Genomic DNA, 19,549 nt, shown 5'->3' with positions numbered 1-19,549 from the left:
ACGGCTCAGGCCGCGTCGATCCACTCGGCGAGGGTGGGCAGCGGGGCCGGGAGGGCGCCGATCGGGCGTCCGGGGGCCAGTGCGGCCGCGGAGGCGGTGCCCAGGGCGTCGATGGCGTCGAAGACGCGCTCGCAGTTGCCGCCGCCGCGGTGCACGAAGAACTCCTCGACCCGGGCCCGGTGTTCTGGCTGGACGGTGAAGTCGCGGCCGATGGCGGCGATGATCTCGTCGACGGCCTGGTCGACGGTCCGGCAGACCGGGCCGAACCCGTCCTCCGCGAGGTTGAAGTAGCCGCGCTTGTAGTGCCGGCCGTAGAAGTCCTCCTCGTCGAAGGGGACGTAGACCAGCGGGATGCCCATGTAGGCCACGTCGAAGAACACCGACGAGTAGTCGGTGACCATCAGCGAGCACTCCTTCATCGCCTGCTGCACATTGCGGGTGTGCGGGTCGGCGACGTGGATGGACGGCGAGGAGAACTGGAAGGTGTGCAGGTAGGGGCGGATCTCGTAGTGCGGGAAGAACTCGAGGTCCACGCCGAAGTGGTCCAGGGCGCGGCCCAGGCGGGGGTCGGAGAGCAGGGTCCGGTAGAAGCGGTAGTACTCGGACTGGGTGAAGCTGGTCCTCGCCGGTCCCGCGGACTTCTTGTAGGACGCGGTGACGATCCACTGCCGCCAGGTGGGCATCAGCAGGATGCGCGGCTTGTCGCGGCGTTCGCGCTGGAGGGCGTCGAAGCGCGGGAAGCCGACCGGCTGGGCGCGGTCGCCGTAGCCGGCCTCCTGGGCCATGAAGTCGCGCTCCTGGCGGCCGGCGGTGACCAGCAGGTCGTAGCTCGCGATGCGCTGGTCCGCGCCCGAGGTCACGTCGTTGTAGGTGACGCCGTGCTGGAGGAACACCCGCTGGTACTTGACCAGTTCGCCGAAGCGGTGCAGGAAGAGCGCCTTCTTGTAGCCCTCGGGGACGAGATAGGACTCGGAGTCGTAGGAGCCGATGAGCTTCGTCGCATGGAGCAGGTACATGCGGTGCTTGAAGGAGCCCAGCTTGAGGACGTTCCCGTACGGGGCGACCTTGGCGTGGTCGGCCGAGGCCGCGTCGATGACGTAGTGGACGTTGCGGCGCTTGCGGTAGATCCGGGCCCACTTGAAGAAGTGGTACGAGTTGTCCTGCGCGGTGTCGGAGCGCTCGCCGACCAGCCAGATCTCCTTGCCGTTGAGGAAGGGATAGGTCAGCCAGTAGGCGAGGCGCATCCGCCAGCCGGGGTTGCGGGTGCGCAGGATGCGCAGTTCGCGGCCGGTCCGCCACATCGCGTGCCTGAGGCGGGCGGTGCGGCCGGGGGCGACCAGGCGCAGATGCAGGGCGTCCTGGGCGCCGATGGTCAGCATGTAGGGGTACCGGCCGACCTTGCCCGGGCCCTTGAGCCGGTGCAGGGCGAGGCGGGCCTTCATGACGACGTTGCGGTGCCGGGTGCCGTCCGGGCGGTGCACCCGCAGCCGGAAGTCGCCGACGCCGAAGCCGGTCTCGGCGAGCCGGGCGGCGGGGATCTCCGCGTACCAGCCGGCGTACAGGTCCCGGCCGCCGCGCGCGTTGCTCAGGTCGCGGCGGTAGACCTGGGTCAGCGGGACGGTGACCTTGGTGTCGCGGACCTGGTGGACGAGTTCGAGGCGGTTGCCCATCGGGCCGCCGAGGTCCAGGCCCGGGAAGGCCATGGAGCCCTCCAGGACCAGCACGTCGTCCCGGGTGCGGACGCTCTCCACCACCACGTTGGGGTCCTTGACCCGGGCCGCGCCGCTGTGCAGCCGGCCGCCGGGGAAGGTGCGGTAGAAGCCGTCGTCGTCGATCTCCAGGACCGGCGGGGCCGCGGCGAGGGCCGGTTCGGGGTCGGCGAACAGCGCGAAGTTGCCGGTGCGGGCCGCGTAGTGGTCGAGCTGCTGGGCGGGGCTGGTGACGAACTCGGTGATGACGTCGTCGGGGATCTGCGCGTAGTGCCGGTGCAGGTCCGGGAACATCTCGGCGAGCTGCGCACGGCCCATCACGTTGCGGGCGTTGCACAGGAAGCCCTTGTAGGTGCGGGTGGCGTAGCGCTGGAACATGCGGCGGATCTCGGGGCTTTCCTCGGCGCTGTAGTGCAGCAGGAAGTGGTTGAGCCGCAGGTGGTCGCGGTAGTTGGCGGGCTTGCTCCACAGCGAGTCCATGATGGACGAGCCGTCGGGGCGGCCCCGGTACCAGTACACGGGCCGGTCCACGATGCTCAGCGAGCCGGCGCGGAGCAGGGCGGGCAGGGTCAGCCAGGCGTCCTCGAAGTGCACGCCCTCGCCGAAGCGCAGGCCGAGCCGGCGCAGCAGGGCGGTGGAGAAGAGCTTGTTGCAGGCCGAGCCGCTGAAGATCATGTCGGGGATCTCGGCGAAGTCGGTGACCAGCCGGTCGCCCTGCCCGAAGTAGTCCTTCCAGGGGCCGTAGGGCCGGTCGGGGAAGTTGACGAGGTCGCCCATGACGACCTCGGAGCCGTCGCGGTGGGCGGCTTCGAGCATCGCGGCGAGGGCGTCCTCGCCGAGGATGTCGTCGGAGTCGAGGAAGGTGACGTACGGCGCGACGACCCGGTCCAGGCCGGTGTTGCGGGCGTTGCCGAGGCCGCCGTTGGGCTGGTGGACGACGGTGACGTTGGCGTAGTGGGCGGCGAACCGCTCCAGCATCCGGGGCGTCTCGTCGGTGGCGCCGTCGTCGACCAGGATGACCTGGGTCTCGGCGAAGCCGCGCTGGGCGGCGAGGGAGCCGAGGCAGTCGTCCAGGTACTGCGCCACGTTGTAGCAGGGGACGACGACGGCGAGCTGGAAGGGGCCGGTGAGCTGCCCGATCGGCGGGTGGACGCGGTCCCGCCACCACATCCAGGGGGCGTTCGGGTCGTTCTGCTCGGTCTCGAAGGTGCGCCGGCCCGCGGTGGCGGAGCGGAGGGCGAGGTTGCCGCTGACGGTGCGGTAGCCCTCGTACTCCTCGCCGTCCCGGTCGAAGGTGAGGCCCTCCAGCGCGAGGTCGCGGACGTTGAGCGCGGAGCGGGAGCGGCTGCGCTTCCACTCCACGATCACCGAGACGTTCCACACGGTGCTGTCGGCGAGGTCGTCGCCGAGCAGCTTCACCAGGTCGGCGCTGCCCTCGAAGGTCAGCAGGCGTTCGCCGACCGAGACCTTGCCGACCGGGACGACCACGTCCTTCTTGGTGTGCCGGTTGCGGACCGCCAGGGAGAGGGAGACCGGGTCGCCGGGGGCGATCCGGCCGAAGCGGTTGACCAGTTCGCCGGTGTACGACAGCTCGGTGCGCGCCACCCGCCAGCCGGTGAGCTGCGCGAACAGCGGGAGCTGGGTGACCGGGGCGGCGGCCAGGCCCAGTTCGGTGACGTCGAGCATGCGGCGGGCGTCGGGCAGGTGCAGATGGTCGGCGGACCAGTAGACCCGGCCGTCCTCCTCGACCAGGTGGGAGGAGAAGACGCTCTTGCGCTGGGTGTAGTCCAACGTGGTGAGGGCGGCCTCGATCTCCTCGTACATCAGGAAGTAGGCGCGCACCCGGTCGACCGGGCCGCACAGCCCGAAGGCCTCCTCGCTGAGCGAGAACAGGTAGGAGCTGACGATGTCGGCGAAGCGCTGCTGGAACCCGGCGTCGCCCTCGGCGAGGGCGCGCATGTACAGCCTGAGGTCGTGGGTGAGGAACTTGGCGTCCTTGCGCACCTTGAGCTGCCACAGCCCGCGCTCCAGCAGGAACCGGTCGGTGGCCCGGTGCACCGCGATCCGGTCGGTGATGCTGCGCAGTTCGCCGGTGCGGCCGGTGATGGAGGTGCCGTCCGGCTCCCACATCCAGCGGTAGACGGGCTCGGTGATCACCGTGATGCCCCGGGCGAGGCAGCCGGCGACGGTGGAGAAGTAGGTGTCCTCGTAGAACACGCCCTCGGGGAACCAGACGCCGCAGGAGCGCAGGAACTCCACGCTGTAGAGCTTGGCGGCGGCGATCGGGTCGGAGAGCAGGAGCGGGAACTCCTCCAGACCGGAGACGGTTCGGCCCATCGCGTAGACCTCGGGCGCCCAGGGCTCGGTGTCGCCGGTGGCCCGGTTGACCCGGACGGCCTGGCCGGCGGTGATGTCGCTGCCGGTCTCCAGGGCGCTCGCGACCAGCCGTTCGCAGGCGCGGGGCGGGAGTTCGTCGTCCGCGTCGAGGAACGTCACCCAGCGGCCCTCGGCCTGGGCGATGCCCCAGTTGCGCGGGGCGCCGACCCCGCCGCTGTTCTCCTTGCGGCGCAGCACCCGGACCCGGGGGTCGGTGCCCGCGAAGCTTGCGACGACCTCGATGGTGCCGTCGGTGGAGGCGTCGTCGACGACGATCACCTCGACCGGTTCGTAGGTCTGGTTCAGGGCCGACTGGAGCGCCTTGCCGATCGTGGTGGCCGCGTTGTGGGCGGGGATGACGACGGTGACCCGGAAGTTGCCGCCGTCGTCGTCGGCGTGGGTGGTCTCTGCTCCGGGTCTCATCGGTACTCCTCCCGGCCCGCCGGGATCCGGCGGGCCGCGCCCCTGCCGATCTGGGTCAGGGGCATGGTGTCGCCGTGCGGTACGGGGATGTGCGGGAGCCCTTCGAGCACGGTGTTGGGCTTCGGGTACGGCTGGAAGAACGGGTCGTCCTCCGGCGCCGGGGCCTGGTAACGCTCGTCGGCGAGCAGGGCGTCGGCCTCGGCGCGGCGGTGGCGGCCGCGGTGCAGTTGCGGGGCGATGGTGCCGGTGGTGCCGGAGGCGGGGCTGAGCTCCTCCATGACCCTGGTGAAGTCGCGGGTGGAGAGCCAGAACTTGTACATGATGACGAGTTCGAAGAGCAGCAGCAGGGCGGCCGAGACGGCGGTGGTCCACAGGATCTGGCCGATCAGCGGGCCGACGATGAAGACGAACATCTGGAACTCGATGCCGCTGATGAGGTGCGGACGGATCCGGGTGCGCAGCATGGCCCGGCGGATCCGGGTGTACCAGGGGAACTGGCCGCGGAACTGCTCGTGCAGGTCGACGACGTTGCCGGTGCCGGCTTCGGCGCGGAGGGTCTCGGCGGAGGTGTGGGGGTTGTCGCGGAGCAGGTCCTCCATGAAGACGACCGGCGAGCCGTCGGCGGTCTCCCGCTCTTTGACGGAACGTTCCTGCACAGCCGCAGCCGCAACCGCAGCCTCAGCTTCGGCCTCGGCGCGGGTCCGGGTGACCTTCTCGATCCTGGTCCGCATCGACATGCGCATCTTGTAGATCTGGAGCGCGTCGACATAGCGGAGCATGTCGAGGAAGACCACGACGAGGGCGGCCACCAGGTAGCGCTCGTCGTCGTGCGGCAGGAACTGACCGCCCATCAGGGCGAGGGCGCAGAACAGCACCCGGATGCGGTCGAAGACGTAGTCGAGCCAGCCGCCGAAGACGGTGCCGTTGCCCTTGAGGCGGGCCAGCTTGCCGTCGATGCAGTCGAGGATGAAGCTCAGGTGGTAGAGCAGCGCCCCGATGATCAGGGACTGCCGGTCACCCTCCAGGAAGAAGCCGCCCGCGGCCAGGCCGATGAACAGCGCCGCCCAGGTGACCCGGTTCGGGGTGATGAAGCGGAAGCGGGCGACGACGAGCAGCAGTCGGGTGGCGACGGGGTCGACGAGGAAGACCGTCCACCAGGCGTCTCGTTTCTTGCAGGTCAGTTTTTGGACAGCCCGCAGCGAAAGCCTGGCCATAACCCCCCAGTCACCCCTTAAACAGGACACATTGACCTACTGATTTCACAGGCCAATCACATAAGCGACCCGAACTTTAACAATCCTTCACTTACGTGTCGACGTGCATTGACCTGGGATTGACCGCGACGTTGATCACAGGCAACCCGTACAACTATTTGCGATCTTCACATCGGGGAACCATGGGCTGCTCTTGGGGCAGGCTTGGCTCGGGCCTTGCGAACGGTTTGGAGGGCTGCCGCGGCAAGGGCTTTCCGGGCGGAATCAAGCCATCCGCCCGCCCTCGGACGGGGTGGGAATCCAGCCATCCGCTTGGCGGTCCGACAGGCCGGGCTCAGTCCCCCACCGGGCGCCAGCCGTCCAGCACCAGCCCGTCCCGGCTCTCGTCCCGGCGGGCCACCAGCAGCCGCCCGCCGGGCATCCGGGTCGCCACGGCGAGCTGTCCGGCACGGCTGACGGCCGCGGCCGGAGCGCCGTACGAGGGCGCGCCAGCGTCCTGCCACCACACCCCCGTGTCCGGCCGGCCCGCGGGATGCGCGCCGAGCGAGCAGGTCCCGTCGGCGCCGCGGCCGACCAGCACGGAGTAGCCCCAGCCCGCGAGTTCGGCGCCCCTGGCCGCGGACGGCGCGCCGGAGCCGCTCTCCTGGTCGTCGAGCGGGTAGGGGCCGGGGGCACCCGGCCGCCAGAAGCAGGTCCGGCCGGTACGGGCGTCGCGGAAGAGGACCGCGCCCGGCTCGGCCGCCGGGGCCAGGCTGCCCGGGCGGGCGGCGAACGGCAGGGTGCGGTCCTCGCTCCAGGTGCCGTCCGGGCCCGGGAACCAGCGGAGCACGGCCGAGGTGTCCCGGGCCCGGGCGAACAGTTCGACCCCGCCGTGCTCGGCGGTCACCGCGACCAGGTCGTCGGCGACCCGCAGCCCGCTCAGGTGCTGCCACGGCGTCCAGGTGCCGTCCGCCGACCGGCGGCGGTGGCTGACGCTGTGCCCGAAGTTGCGCACGAAGACCAGGAGGTCCCCGGCGGCGTCGAACGCGGCCGCGGGGAAGCCCACTTCGCGTCCCTTGCGCCAGGCGGCGGCGTTCGGGCCGCCGAGCGAGTGCCAGGGGGTGAGCGGTCGCCCGGTGCGGTACTGGGCGGCATGCACCACCTCGACGTCCACCCCGCCGTCACCGCGCGCGGTCCTGCGCAGCCCCAGCAGATGGGGCAGCCCGTGCGGATCGCGGAGCACGAGCAGACCGGGCAGCAGCCCCGGTCCCTCCAGCAGTTCCGGGCCGCGCCACCGGCCGCCGGGCAGTTCCTCGTACCAGCGCACCAGCCCCGCGGCCGTCGGCCAGAAGGCGGTGAGCCGGCCGTCGAAGCCGGCCGAGAGCCAGTTCACCGGCGCCGGGTGGCGCGGGGCGCCGTCGCCGCCAGGACCCTGCTCGGCGCGCAGGCAGTCGACGTACAACGGCCGTCCCGTCCCGGCCTGATGGGCCCGGGCCGCGGCGAGCGCGACGGCCGCGGTCTCGGCGTGCGTGTCCGGCACCCCGTAGGAGGGCATCCCGCTCGCCTCGTCCAGGCAGGTGTGCACGGGGTCGGGGTCGAGGGTGTGCAGCCGTTCCGGATCGAGCGCGCGCAGTTCCTCCCGCAAGGCCGGCAGTGCCTGCCGGGGGTCGGTGTCCAGCACCCGCGGGCCGCCGCGCACCCGGCAGCCCCGGCTCTCGGCGGCGGCGAGCGCCCGGTCGAGGGCCGCCCGGCCGTCCTTGCCGCCGGGCCGCAGGCAGACCACGGCGATCTCGCTGCCGGGCGCCTCCCGTTCGACCACGGCCACCGCGTCCCGGGGTTCCGGTACGACGACGGCGACCAGGTGCCCGCGGCCGTCCGGGGTACGGCCCGCGGGTCCGGGCCCGGTCCGGCCGGACCTGCGCGTCATGCCTTCACGTCCTTCTCGTGTCCGTCGCCTCGTGCGCTCACAGCAGGCTCCAGTCGCCCAGGCTCAGCCCCGGGCCGTCGTCCTGACGGGCCAGCGCGAGCCCGCCGTCCTCGGTCAGCGCCAGCAGCACCACCCGTCCGAGGCCGTCGCGGGCCAGTACGGGATCGCCCTGGCAGACGGTGCCGGTGTCGGTCCACCAGACGCCGTGGTGCTCCTCCTCGGCACCGCACGCGCCCAGCACGATCCGGCCCTCGGTGTCGCGGTGGGCCAGCACCGTGCAGGGGTGTCCGTCGAGCGTGGTGGCGAGCGCGGCGTGCCGTCCGTCGCCCGGGTTCCCGCCGAGCGGCACCGGCCAGGAGCCGGGGCGTACGGCGACGGCACCGCCGCCCACCGCGTCGGTGAGGTAGTAGGTGATCCGGCCCGGCGAGGTCTCCAGGCCGCAGGCGGACCCGGGCAGCGGTACGACGGCGAGGTCGGGGCCCCGCTCCGGTACGGCGCCCGGCCTGGGCTGACACCAGGTCAGGGCGCCGGTGCGGGTGGGGGCCAGGAGGTGCAGCTGCCCGGTGTCGGTGGCCACCGCGGCCGGGGTGTCGAGGACGGCCGCGACCTTGAGGTCCAGCCAGGGCTCCCAGCGGCCCCGGGCGTCCTCGCGCCGCAGGGCCAGCCGCCCCTCCGCCGTGGCCACCAGGATGTGCAGGGCGCCCGAGGCGTCGACGACGGCGGCGGGGGTGCCCATCTGGGCGGTGCGTTCCCGCTTGGCGTGCGGGTTGCCGGCGGACCGCCACTCGCTCAGCGGGCGGCCCGCCTGGTACTGGATCGCGTAGACCAGGTCCACGGCAGGCGGCGCGTCCCCGGTGGAGCGGGCCCGGCGGCCGACGAGGTGGGCGTAGCGGTTGCGGCCCTGGGCGACGGTGAGTTCGGTCATGTTCCTGACCGGCAGCACGTCCGGGCCGGTCCAGTCGGGGCCGCCCGGGCGGGTCTCCGTCCAGCGCAGCACGGCGTCGTCGACCTGCGCGTAGGCGATGAGCCGGCCGTCGTGCCCGGTGAGGAGCCAGGGTCCGGACCGCACCGTGCGGCTCGCCGGGGCTCGACCGGCCGGCCGCACCCCGACGGCACGGTCGCGCACGGGAGCGGCCATCAGCGCCGGGCCTCCGGATGGCGCCGGCACCAGCCCGCCCAGGCCGAGGCGACCATGGTGCGGGCGTCGTGGCGGGCCGTCCAGCCCAGTTCGGCGCGGATGCGGTCGGCCGAGGCGACGACCCGTGCCGGGTCCCCGGCGCGGCGCGGGGCGCGGACCGGGTCGGCCGCCGGGCCGTAGCCGGTGACCTCGCCGATCAGCGTGATCATCTCGCGGACGGAAACCCCCTCGCCGCGCCCGACGTTGACCGTCAGGTCGCTGCCGGGCTCCCGGCCGGGCAGCGCACGGGCGGCGGCGAGATGGGCGGCGGCGATGTCCTCGACGTGGATGAAGTCCCGTACGCAGGTGCCGTCCGGGGTGTCGTAGTCGTCGCCGAAGATCACGGGTGCGCTGCCGTCGGTGAGCTTCTCGAAGACCATCGGGACGAGGTTGGAGACGCCCGTGTCCGCGAGGTGCTCGTCGGCCGCCCCGGCGACGTTGAAGTACCGCAGGCAGGCGGTGGTCATCCCGTGCGCCCGGCCCGCGGCACGCACCAGCCACTCCCCCGCCAGCTTGGTCTCGCCGTACGGGTTGAGCGGGGCGCAGGGGGTGTTTTCGGTCACCAGGTCCACGTCGGGCATGCCGTACACGGCGGCGGAGGACGAGAACAGGAAGTGCCGCACGCCGGTCCCGGCGGCCGCCTCCAGCAGGGTCTCCAGGCCGTGCACGTTCTCGCGGTAGTAGTGCAGCGGCCGTTCCACCGACTCGCCGACCTGCTTCTTGGCCGCCAGGTGGACCACGCCGTCGATACCGAGGTCGGACAGGGTGCGCCGCAGGAGGGTGCCGTCGAGCACCGAGCCCTTGACGAAGGTCACACCGTCGGGGACGCGGGCGGGGTCGCCCGTCGAGAGGTCGTCGTACACCGCGACACGCTCACCGGCGGCGAGCATCGCGCGGACGACATGGGCGCCGATGAAGCCGGCACCGCCTGTTATCAGCCACGTCATGGCGCGCATACTATTTCTTTGGCTGCTGTTTACAAATACATCACGGGTTGTGCATGATCGTGCGGTCGTCCGCCCCTTGTGCGGTTTCGACCGGGCAGCACCACCGGACCGGCCTCCCCCCACCCGAGTCCTCACGCCACAGCACCGCCCCGCCGGGGCACGAACTTTGAGGATTCGAAGCAGGATGAGTCATGTCTCGACGCCCCAGCTCAGCGACTCCGACGCGCCTCCCGGGCGCGGCGGCGGGCGAGGCCGCAAGCGCGAGCGCACCGGCGGGCGCCGCAGGGGCCGCTGGATCCTGATCTCACTGGCCGTCCTGGTGGCCGCCGGAGGGGGCACCGCCTACTGGCTCTACAGCGGCATCGACGGCAACATCAAGGGCGTCGACATCGACAGGGCGATCGGCGACGACCGCCCGGAGAAACTCCCCACTTCGGGACAGAACATACTGATCCTCGGCTCGGACTCGCGGGCCGGCGCCAACGCGAAGCTGAACACCGGGAAGGTCTCCGGGGCCCGTTCGGACACCGCGCTGGTGATGCACATACCCGAGGGCCGCAAGCAGGCCGTCGCGGTCAGCATCCCCCGTGACACCCTGGTGACCCGCCCGAAGTGCACCAGTCCGCACGGTTCCACGGTCGCCTCCGCACAGCGTGTGATGTTCAACTCCATCTACTCCCAGGTCGGTCCCGCCTGCGTGGTCAAGACGGTGGAGCAGATGTCCGGGGTCCGCATGGACCACTACGTCGAGGTCGACTTCGCCGGCTTCAAGGACCTGGTGGACGCGATAGGCGGGGTGACCGTCACCGTCGACCAGGACATCCACGACACCTCCAGCGGCCTCGACCTCACCAAGGGCACCCACCGGCTGGACGGCACCGAGTCCCTGCAGTTCGTCCGCACCCGGCACGGCATCGGCGACGGCAGCGACCTCGGCCGTATCGGCCTCCAGCAGCAGTTCATGATCGCCCTGCTCACGGAGATCCAGCGGCAGGACCTGCTGGGCAGCCCGGTCAAGGCGTACAAGATCGCCGACAAGCTGACCGCCGCGCTCACCACCGACTCCGAACTCGCCTCGCTCACCAAGCTCGCGGAGTTCGGCCGCAGCCTGAACGGCGTCAACCCCTCCACCATGGAGACGATCATGCTCCCGGTGGCGTACGACAAGGTCGACCCGAACCGCGTGGTGGCCGCCGAACCACAGGCCTCGACGCTGTGGAAGGCGATCCGCACCGACACCGCGATCCCCGGGTCGGCGAAGAAGTCCCCCGCCACCGGCGGCAGCTGACGTCACGTCAGACCTCGCGCCAGGCCTCCAGCGCCAGCCCCGGTTCGTCCTTGCGGCGGGTGAGCAGAAGCTGCCCGGCGGACGGGGACAGGGCCGCCGCGGTGACCCGGTCGTCCTCGTCCGTGGTCAGGGCGACCGTCGCGTCGGCCGGGAGCTGCGGCCCCGACTCGGTCCACCAGGCACCGGCCCGCTCGTCCTCCGTGGGGTACGCGGCGAAGGCCACCCGGCCGCTCGCCGAGCGCTGGGCGAGCAGCGTGCAGTCGTATCCGTCGAGTTCGCAGCGGACCGCGGCGACCGGGCCGGGCCCGGCGGAGGGCAGCAGGGTGTAGGGCTTGCCGCCGGGACGCCAGGCGCAGAGGTCACCGGCCTCGTCGCTGTAGTAGAGGGTCGTGCTCTCGGGGGAGGTGGCGAGGGCGGCGAGGGTGCCCGGACGGACCGGGGCCTCCAGCGCCTCCAGCTGTACGGGCGGCTTCCCCGCCTCCTCCTGCCGCCAGTACACGATCCCGCCCGGTACGGCCGCGTACACCTCCACCCGCCCCGACTCGCCGGTCACCGCCGCCAGCCCGTCCTCGACCAGCCGGCCCTTCAGATCGCGCCACGGCTCCCAGCCGCCCTTCTCCTTCTGGGCGACCATGCTCACCCCGCGCCCCCGGTTGCGGACGAAGACATGGGCACGGCCCCGCGCGTCCACCGCGACGGCCGGGGCGCCGGTGACCTCGCCCTTCTTGCCGGGGTGGCCGATCGGCTGCCAGTCCAGGGCGGCCAGACGCGGCTGGTAGTGGGTGGCGTGGACCAGCCCCGACTCGCCCTTCACCGTGGGCCGCCAGGCGACCAGGTGGGCGTATCCGTTGGCACCCCGGCCCACCGAGAAACCGGGGTGCAGCCGCTGGTCGCCGCCCATCTTCCGGGGGGCGCCCCAGGGACCGCCGGGGCCGCGTTCCGCCCGGCACAGCACCGCATCGCCCGACGGCAGATAGACACTGAGCCGGCCGTCACGGCCGCGAAGGAGCCAGTCGCCGTTCACCGCTTCACTCTAAGCGGGGCCGTTCGGGGCAGTGGCCCGGGCCCCGGGCGTGCGAGGCTGGGGGTATGGATGACGAAGCTCCCCTGCTGGTGATCGTCGACGGCGCGAACGTCGTCGGGTCGCGGCCGGACGGCTGGTGGCGGGACCGCAAGGGGGCCGCCGAGCGGCTGCGCGACCGGCTGGCCGAGCGGGGCCTGCCCGGCCATCCGACCCCGGTGGAACTGGTGCTCGTCGTCGAGGGCGCGGCCCGCGGGGTGCAGTCGGTGCCCGGGGTACGGGTGGAGCCGGCGTCCGGCAGCGGCGACGACCGGATCGTCGAGCTGACCGCCGACGACCCCGGCCGCCCCCGCCTCGTCGTCACCGCCGACCGCGAACTACGGCGCCGAGTGACGGAGTTGGGCGCCGAGGTGATCGGCCCGAGCGCGCTGCTCCACTGAACCGACACTGCACCGCGACCACATCCGCCGCTCCGCGGAGCCGGGCCTGCCCACACCCGCCGCACCATCGAGCCGGCCACCGGCCACACCCGCCGCACCGCGGAACCGGCCCCGCCCACACCTGCCACCCCGTTGAGTCGAGCCCAGCCACACCCGCCGCACCGCGGAACCGGCCCCGCCCACACCTGCCACTCCGTTGAGTCGAGCCCAGCCACACCCGCCGCTCCGCGGAGCCGGGCCTGCCCGCGCCCGTCGTTCCCCGGTCCTACTCCGCCGGCACCCTTGCGTACAGCAACGCCCCGTCCACCTCGTCCACCTGTTCGTAGTCGGCCGCGAGCAGCCGGCGCAGGGTGGGGACTCGGTCGGGGCCGTAGGGATTGCCCCGGGAGTCGTCGATCACCAGGGCCGGTGCCCGGTCGGCCAGCTCGGCGCGGAAGACCGGCCAGGTGCCCTCGACCGCGTACTTCTCGCCGACCTGCGGACCGTCGCGGCCGCCGCTGAAGTTGGTGAGGAGGCCGGCGGTGAGATAGCGGGTGGCGGGGGTGCGGTCGGCGAGCCAGTACGTCTCCGGGTGTATCCCCCAGACCAGCACCCGGTCGCCGGGGCCGGTGCGGTGGGCGAGGGCGAGCGCGAGCCGCTGGGCGTGCGCGAGTTCGGGGCGCGGGGCCAGCAGTCCCCAGGTCAGGAACAGCACGCAGACACAGGCCGAGGTGCGGATCGCGGCCGAGGTGCGCTCCCTGGGCAGGATCTGCAGCGCGCCCGTGGCGAGCAGGGCGAGCGGCGGGGTGAGCTGCAGGAAGTAGTGGCCGAAGAAGTGGAAGCCGAGGGTGACGGCGGCTGCCGACGCGGCCAGCCACAGCCACAGGTCGGCGGCACCGGTACGGGCGATGCGCAGGGCGCGGGCGACCGGCGGGAGCAGCCCGGCGCAGGCCACGACGAGGATCGCCGTGTTGGTCAACGCCCGTGCCAGGACGTGGAGTTCGGAGCCGGTGAAGGAGGCGTAGGCGCCGGATCCGGTGACCGTCCAGAAGGCGAAGCCGGCCGGGTCGGTGAGCAGGGCCGCGCCCAGTACGGGCAGGGCGACGCCGGCCGCCAGCCGGAGCAGGCCGGCGCGCGGGCCGCCGTACCGGTTGAGGAGGTAGACCACCGGCAGCAGGACCGCGCCGCCGGTCTGCTTGGTGAGCAAGGCGCAGGCGACGGCCGCTCCGGCGGCGCCCCAGCGGCGGCGGTCGGCGCACCACATCGCGGCGGCCGTGGCGGGCAGCATGAACACCTCGAAGGTGGCCGCCTGCGCGTCCTCGGGGTTGAGCCCCACGGAGACCAGCAGGTACAGCGCCCCGGCGGTACACCCCGCACGGTCGCCCCACCGCCGTCGGGCGATCGACGCGAGCAGTACGGCGGTGGCCAGCTGCGCGAGCACGGCGAGTACCCGGACCGGGGTGAGCGACCCGGATCCGAAGACCGCGAACACCCCCTCGTACAGCCAGGGCAGCAGCGGCGGCTTGCGGTCCACGACCGTCTCGTACAGCCGGCCGCCGCTCGCCAGTATGCGCGCCTGTACGGCGAGAAAGCCCTCGTCCGGGTTCCACAGCGGCCGGCGGAAGGACGGCACCCGGGTGACGCAGGCCAGCACGGCGAGCAGCGGCAGCAGCCGCGGCCAGTACCCCTTCCGTACGCCTACGGACCGTGACGGGACGAGGGGGGTGACAAGCATGGGGAGCACGCTATCCGGCCCCGCAGTCCCACCTGGACGGGACATACGGGGCCGGGGTGGCGAGCCTGACGATTACGGAGCGTCGGCGGGGGTCCGCTGCTGTCCGGCGAGGCGGCTGTGCGAGCGGCCGTAGAGGAAGTAGACGACGAAGCCGATGACCATCCAGATGGCGAACCGCAGCCAGGTCTCGGCCGGCAGGTTGAGCATCAGCCACAGCGAGGCCAGCACGGAGACGATCGGCAGCGCCGGTACCCAGGGGGTGCGGAAGGACCGCTCCAGGTCGGGCCGGGTGTTGCGCAGGATGATCACGCTGATCGCGACGATGATGAAGGCGAAGAGGGTGCCGATGTTCACCAGCTCGGCGAGTTCGCTGAGGCTGGTGAAGCCGGCGACGATCGCGATGACGACGCCCAGCAGGATGGTGGGCCGGTACGGGGTGCGGAACTTGGGGTGGGTGTGCGAGAAGAACCGCGGCAGCAGCCCGTCGCGGCTCATCGCGAAGAACACCCGGGACTGGCCGAGCAGCAGGATCATGCACACGGTGGTCAGGCCGACGGCCGCGCCGAAGCTGATCAGGCCCGCGAACCAGGGGTGCCCGGTGGCCTTGAACGCGTCGGCGAGCGGGGCGTCCACGGACAGCGAGCTGTACTTCTGCATGCCGGTCACCACGATCGCCACGGCGACGTACAGCGCGGTGCAGATGATCAGGGAGCCGATGATGCCGCGCGGCACGTCCCGCTGGGGGTTGCGGGTCTCCTCGGCGGCGGTGGCGACGACGTCGAAGCCGATGAAGGCGAAGAAGACGACGGACGCGGCGGTGAAGATGCCCATCACACCGAAGTTGGAGGGCGCCCAGCCGAACATCAGCTGGATCAGTGGAGCCTTGAGGTTGCCGCCCGCCGGGACCGGCTGCTCCTTCGGGATGAACGGGTCGTAGTTGCCGCTGTGGATGAAGAAGGCGCCCGCGATGATGACGACCAGGACGACGGCCACCTTGATGGCGACGACGACCGAGGTGACCCGGGCGGAGAGCTTCATGCCGACGACCAGGATCGCGGTGAGGACGAGGACCAGGGCGGCGGCGAGGATGTCGAACCCGAAGCCGTGGGCGCCGTCCCGGCCGCTGAGGTACTCGGGCAGCTGCCAGCCCGCGTTGTCGAGCAGCGAGTGGATGTACCCCGACCAGCCGACGGCGACCACCGCCGTGCCCAGCGCCAGCTCCAGCACCAGGTCCCAGCCGATGATCCAGGCCGGGAACTCGCCGAGCGAGGCGTACGAGAAGGTGTACGCGGAGCCGGCCACCGGGACGGTGGAGGCGAACTCGGCGTAGCAGAGCGCCGCGAGGCCGCAGACGACGCCGGCGACGACGAAGGAGAGGGCGACGGCGGGGCCGGCGGTGTTCTTGGCGGCCGTGCCGGTCAGGACGAAGATGCCGGTGCCGATGATGACACCCACGCCGAAGACCGTGAGGTCCAGGGCCGACAGGGACTTCCTGAGCGCGTGCTCCGGTTCCTCGGTGTCCTTGATGGACTGTTCGACGTTCTTGGTCCTGAAGAGCGTGCTGGCCACGTGCCTACCTCCCACGTTTGTCGTCCTCGACATGATCGAGAGGGCCGGGGATGCGTATGCCCCGGCAAGGGCAGGTTCACGCAGACGGGTCGGTCTCGCCACTTGAAGGAGTGGGGAGACCGACCCGTTGGGGTGGTTTGAGGTGCGTCGGGAGGTGCGGGACGGTGGGGGCTGGTCGCGCCCACGCGGCGGAGCCGCATATCGATACGGCCCCGCGCCCCTGGAGGGGCGCCTCAGCTAGGACGTTTCAATCCCTAGCGGGCTCCACCGAGTCGACCTCCGTCGTCGTACCGTCCAGCTTCGCGACCAAACCGGTGACCTGGCGGGCGATGTCCGGGGCCGTCAGGCCGATCTCGGTCATGACCTCGGCCCTCGTCGCGTGGTCGAGGAAGCGGGGCGGGATGCCGAAGTCGCGGAGGGGGACGTCGACGCCGGCGTCGCGCAGGGCCTGGGCGACCGCGGCGCCCACGCCGCCGACGCGGATGTTGTCCTCGACGGTGACGACCACCCGGTGCCGCTCGGCCAGCGGGGCCATCGCCTCGTACACCGGCTTCACCCAGCGCGGGTCCACGACGGTGGTGGAGATGCCCTGCTTGTCGAGGAGACCGGCGATCTCCAGGCACATCGGGGCGAGCGCGCCCACGGAGACGAGCAGCACGTCGGGAGTGTCGGTGCCGGGCTCGCGCAGCACGTCCATGCCGCCGACCGTGCCGACGGCGGGTACGGCCGGGCCGACCGCGCCCTTCGAGAAGCGGACGACCGTCGGTGCGTCGTCGACCTCGACGGCCTCGCGGAGCTGGGCGCGGACCTGGTCGGCGTCGCGCGGGGCGGCGAGCCGCAGACCGGGGACGACCTGGAGGATCGACATGTCCCACATGCCGTTGTGGGAGGCGCCGTCGGTGCCGGTGACGCCGGCCCGGTCCAGGACGAAGGTCACCCCGCACTTGTGCAGGGCCACGTCCATCAGCACCTGGTCGAAGGCGCGGTTCAGGAAGGTGGCGTACACGGCGAAGACCGGGTGCAGCCCGGCCGTGGCCAGGCCCGCCGCGGAGGTGGCGCCGTGCTGCTCGGCGATGCCGACGTCGTAGATCCGCTCCGGGAAGGCGTCCGCGAACTTCTTCAGGCCGACCGGCTGGAGCATGGCCGCCGTGATGGCGACGATGTCCTCGCGCTCCTTGCCGAGCCTGACCATCTCGTCGCCGAAGACGGAGGTCCAGTCGGCGCCGGAGGCCTTGACCGGCAGGCCGGTGTCGGGGTGGATGGGACCGATGCCGTGGAAGCGGTCGGCCTCGTCCTGGAGGGCGGGCTGGTAGCCGCGGCCCTTCTCGGTGAGGCAGTGCACGATCACCGGGCCGCCGAACCGCTTGGCCCGGGCGAGGGCGGACTCCAGGGCCTCCATGTCGTGGCCGTCGATCGGGCCGACGTACTTCAGGCCCAGGTCCTCGAACATGCCCTGCGGGGCGATGAAGTCCTTCAGCCCCTTCTTGGCACCGTGCAGGGTGTCGTAGAGCGGCCTGCCGACGACCGGCGTGCGCTCCAGCAGGTCCTTGCCCCGGGCCAGGAACCGCTCGTACCCGTCCGTCGTACGCAGGGTCGCCAGGTGATTGGCGAGGCCGCCGATGGTCGGGGCGTACGACCGCTCGTTGTCGTTCACGACGATGACCAGCGGGCGGTCCTTGGCGTCGGCGATGTTGTTCAGCGCCTCCCAGGCCATACCGCCGGTGAGGGCACCGTCACCGATCACGGCGACGACGTGGCTGTCGCGTTCGAGCAGCTGGTTGCCCTTGGCGATGCCGTCGGCCCAGCCGAGGACCGTGGAGGCGTGGCTGTTCTCGATGACGTCGTGCTCGGACTCGGCCTGCGAGGGGTAGCCGGACAGGCCGCCCTTCTGCTTCAGCCGGGAGAAGTCCTGCCGGCCGGTGAGCAGCTTGTGCACGTAGGACTGGTGGCCGGTGTCCCACAGCACCTTGTCCTTCGGCGAGTCGAAGACGCGGTGCAGGGCGATGGTGAGCTCGACCACGCCCAGGTTGGGACCCAGGTGTCCGCCGGTCTTGGAGACCGCCTCCACGAGGAAGCTCCGGATCTCCTCTGCCAGCTGGACCAGCTCCTCGGGGCTGAGCCCGTCCAGATCGCGCGGTCCCCTGATACGGGTCAGCAGCGGCACCCGTGCCTCCTTGCAGTAGAGCTGATCGAGCTGTTGCCGGGCTTGTCGAGTCTAATGTTCCGCCCGGGCGGCCGACGCGCGGGCTGTGGGTCATACGTCACGCGAACGGCCGTACCCACCGAGAGCCCTTCTTATGACACGACTGTGCCCGGCACTGTCCAGTGCCGGGCACAGTCGGAAACCTCAGGGGCGCGGGGCTGTATTCATTTGCGGCTACCGCCGCGTGGGCGCGACCAGCCACGACGGCAGATCACCCACAATCCCACCGCACCCCCCAACGGTCGGCGCTATCCGCGCCCCGCCGCCTTCTGGCTCCTGCGGGAGACGGAGTCGATGACGACCGCACCCAGCAGAACACCACCGGTGATCATGTACTGGATCGACGTGTTCATGTTCAGCAGGTCGAGGCCGGTCTGGATGGACTGGATGACCAGCATGCCCAGGAGGGCGGACCAGACGGTACCGCGACCGCCGAACAGCGACGTACCACCGATGACCGCGGCCGCGATCGCCAGCATCAGCGTGTTGCCACCACCGGCGTTGAGCGTGGCGCTCGCCGTCTGACCGGCGAAGAACATACCGCCGATGGCCGCGAAACCACCGGAGATCGCGAACACGGTGATCCGGACCATCGGCACGCTGATACCCGCACGGCGGGCCGCCTCGATGCCGCCACCGACCGCGAAGACCTTACGGCCGTAGGTCGTACGACGGAGCACGAAGTCGACGACCACCAGGGACGCGAGGAAGATCACCAGCGCGTTGGAGACACCGGACGCGTTGTTCAGCACGGCCGCGGCGACGAAGGACGCGATCGCGAGCAGCGCGACGCGGACCAGGATCTCGCTGGTGGGCCGGAACGGCACACCGGCCGCGCGGCGCCGGCGCTGCTCGTTGAACTGGCCCAGGGCCGACAGCACGACACCGAGACCGGCCAGCAGGTACGCACCGATGATGGCCTGGTCCATGAAGAAGGAGCTCTGGCCGAGGACGTGCACCGGACCGCTGTCGGCCGGGATGTTGATCGTGCCGCTGTCGCCCAGCAGCCACAGCATCAGACCGTTCCAGCCGAGGAAGCCGGCCAGGGTGACCACGAACGCGGGTACACCGATCTTCGCGAAGAACCAGCCGTGCAGCGCGCCGATGCCGATACCGGTGATGATCGTGAGGATCAGCGCCAGCCACTGGTTCATTCCGTGGTTGACCACGAAGACGGCGAACACCGTGGAGGCGAGTCCGCTCACCGAGCCGACGGACAGGTCGATCTCACCGAGCAGCAGCACGAACACCAGGCCGATGGCGAGCATGCCGGTGGCCGCGAGGAAGTAGCTGATGTTGGAGAGGTTGTCCGCGCTGAGGAACAGGCTGTTCTTCAGCTGGAAGATGGTCCAGATGATGATCAGGCCGATGACCACCGGCAGCGAGCCCAGCTCGCCGCCCTTCACCCGGCGCTTGAACTCGGTGAGGTAGCCCTTGAAGCCCTCTTCACGGACCAGCAGGCGCGGGTCGACGACCGTGACCGGCGCGGCCGTGGGGTCGTCGGCGGGGGCCACCGTGGTCGGGGCCTCGGCCGCCTCGGCCGCCTCGGCCTTCTCGATCTT

12 protein-coding genes are annotated in these 19,549 nt (G+C 71.6%); 2 read left to right on the top strand and 10 right to left on the bottom strand.

All coding sequences use genetic code 11. The features are described from left to right. Window positions 1-5: 5 nt before the first annotated feature. The 5 genes from ACFWXC_RS27975 to galE all read right to left on the bottom strand — a co-directional run bounded on the left by ACFWXC_RS27975 (window position 6) and on the right by galE (window position 9,752). On the bottom strand, window positions 6-4,508 hold the full coding sequence (locus ACFWXC_RS27975) for a glycosyltransferase (protein WP_384483044.1): 4,503 nt from the start codon (window positions 4,506-4,508) through the stop codon (window positions 6-8). Further along, the gene (locus tag ACFWXC_RS27970) at window positions 4,505-5,722 is read right to left on the bottom strand and encodes a CDP-alcohol phosphatidyltransferase family protein (RefSeq protein ID WP_384483043.1); all 1,218 of its coding nucleotides are present in this window, start codon (window positions 5,720-5,722) and stop codon (window positions 4,505-4,507) included. The genes ACFWXC_RS27975 and ACFWXC_RS27970 overlap by 4 nt, the downstream gene beginning before the upstream one ends. Window positions 5,723-6,056: 334 nt before the next feature. Next, the gene (locus ACFWXC_RS27965) at window positions 6,057-7,628 is read right to left on the bottom strand and encodes a hypothetical protein (RefSeq protein ID WP_384483042.1); all 1,572 of its coding nucleotides are present in this window, start codon (window positions 7,626-7,628) and stop codon (window positions 6,057-6,059) included. Between the two features lie 37 nt (window positions 7,629-7,665). Further along, on the bottom strand, window positions 7,666-8,766 hold the full coding sequence (locus tag ACFWXC_RS27960) for a hypothetical protein (protein ID WP_384483041.1): 1,101 nt from the start codon (window positions 8,764-8,766) through the stop codon (window positions 7,666-7,668). Then, a complete protein-coding gene (gene galE / locus ACFWXC_RS27955) occupies window positions 8,766-9,752 on the bottom strand; it encodes a UDP-glucose 4-epimerase GalE (protein WP_384483040.1) in 987 nt (328 codons plus the stop codon). The genes ACFWXC_RS27960 and galE overlap by 1 nt, the downstream gene beginning before the upstream one ends. Before the next feature lie 184 nt (window positions 9,753-9,936). On the opposite strand from galE, the gene ACFWXC_RS27950 reads away from it, so the two are divergent. Next, the gene (locus tag ACFWXC_RS27950) at window positions 9,937-11,040 is read left to right on the top strand and encodes an LCP family protein (protein WP_384483039.1); all 1,104 of its coding nucleotides are present in this window, start codon (window positions 9,937-9,939) and stop codon (window positions 11,038-11,040) included. Between the two features lie 7 nt (window positions 11,041-11,047). Here the strand turns inward: ACFWXC_RS27950 and ACFWXC_RS27945 are convergent, their stop codons facing one another. Then, window positions 11,048-12,064, bottom strand: a complete 1,017-nt coding sequence (locus ACFWXC_RS27945) for a hypothetical protein (protein WP_384483038.1) — start codon at window positions 12,062-12,064, stop codon at window positions 11,048-11,050. Window positions 12,065-12,129: 65 nt separating this feature from the next. Between ACFWXC_RS27945 and ACFWXC_RS27940 the strand changes: the two genes are divergently transcribed. Next, entirely contained in the window at window positions 12,130-12,501 is a 372-nt protein-coding gene (locus tag ACFWXC_RS27940) for an NTP pyrophosphohydrolase (protein ID WP_384483037.1), read from the top strand. A gap of 265 nt (window positions 12,502-12,766) precedes the next feature. Here ACFWXC_RS27940 and ACFWXC_RS27935 read toward each other — a convergent pair whose 3' ends face one another. The 4 genes from ACFWXC_RS27935 to ACFWXC_RS27920 all read right to left on the bottom strand — a co-directional run bounded on the left by ACFWXC_RS27935 (window position 12,767) and on the right by ACFWXC_RS27920 (window position 19,546). Continuing rightward, window positions 12,767-14,215 (bottom strand): ArnT family glycosyltransferase, encoded by a 1,449-nt coding sequence (locus ACFWXC_RS27935; protein ID WP_384483036.1) that lies wholly within the window; start codon window positions 14,213-14,215, stop codon window positions 12,767-12,769. Between the two features lie 72 nt (window positions 14,216-14,287). Then, complete coding sequence (locus ACFWXC_RS27930) at window positions 14,288-15,784, bottom strand: amino acid permease (protein ID WP_384483035.1); 1,497 nt, start codon at window positions 15,782-15,784, stop codon at window positions 14,288-14,290. A 247-nt stretch (window positions 15,785-16,031) separates the two neighbouring features. Then, window positions 16,032-17,948, bottom strand: a complete 1,917-nt coding sequence (gene dxs, locus ACFWXC_RS27925; RefSeq protein ID WP_384483034.1) for a 1-deoxy-D-xylulose-5-phosphate synthase — start codon at window positions 17,946-17,948, stop codon at window positions 16,032-16,034. 287 nt (window positions 17,949-18,235) lie between these two features. Next, window positions 18,236-19,546, bottom strand: coding sequence for a sugar ABC transporter permease (locus ACFWXC_RS27920; RefSeq protein WP_384483056.1), 1,311 nt, complete (start codon window positions 19,544-19,546; stop codon window positions 18,236-18,238). Between the last annotated feature and the right edge of the window lie 3 nt (window positions 19,547-19,549).

Origin of the sequence: Streptomyces sp. NPDC058683 (assembly GCF_042716195.1) — a bacterium.
Classification (GTDB): domain Bacteria; phylum Actinomycetota; class Actinomycetes; order Streptomycetales; family Streptomycetaceae; genus Streptomyces.
The sequence above is the reverse complement of the archived record's forward strand: the minus strand, read 5'-3'. Positions and strand labels throughout refer to the sequence as shown.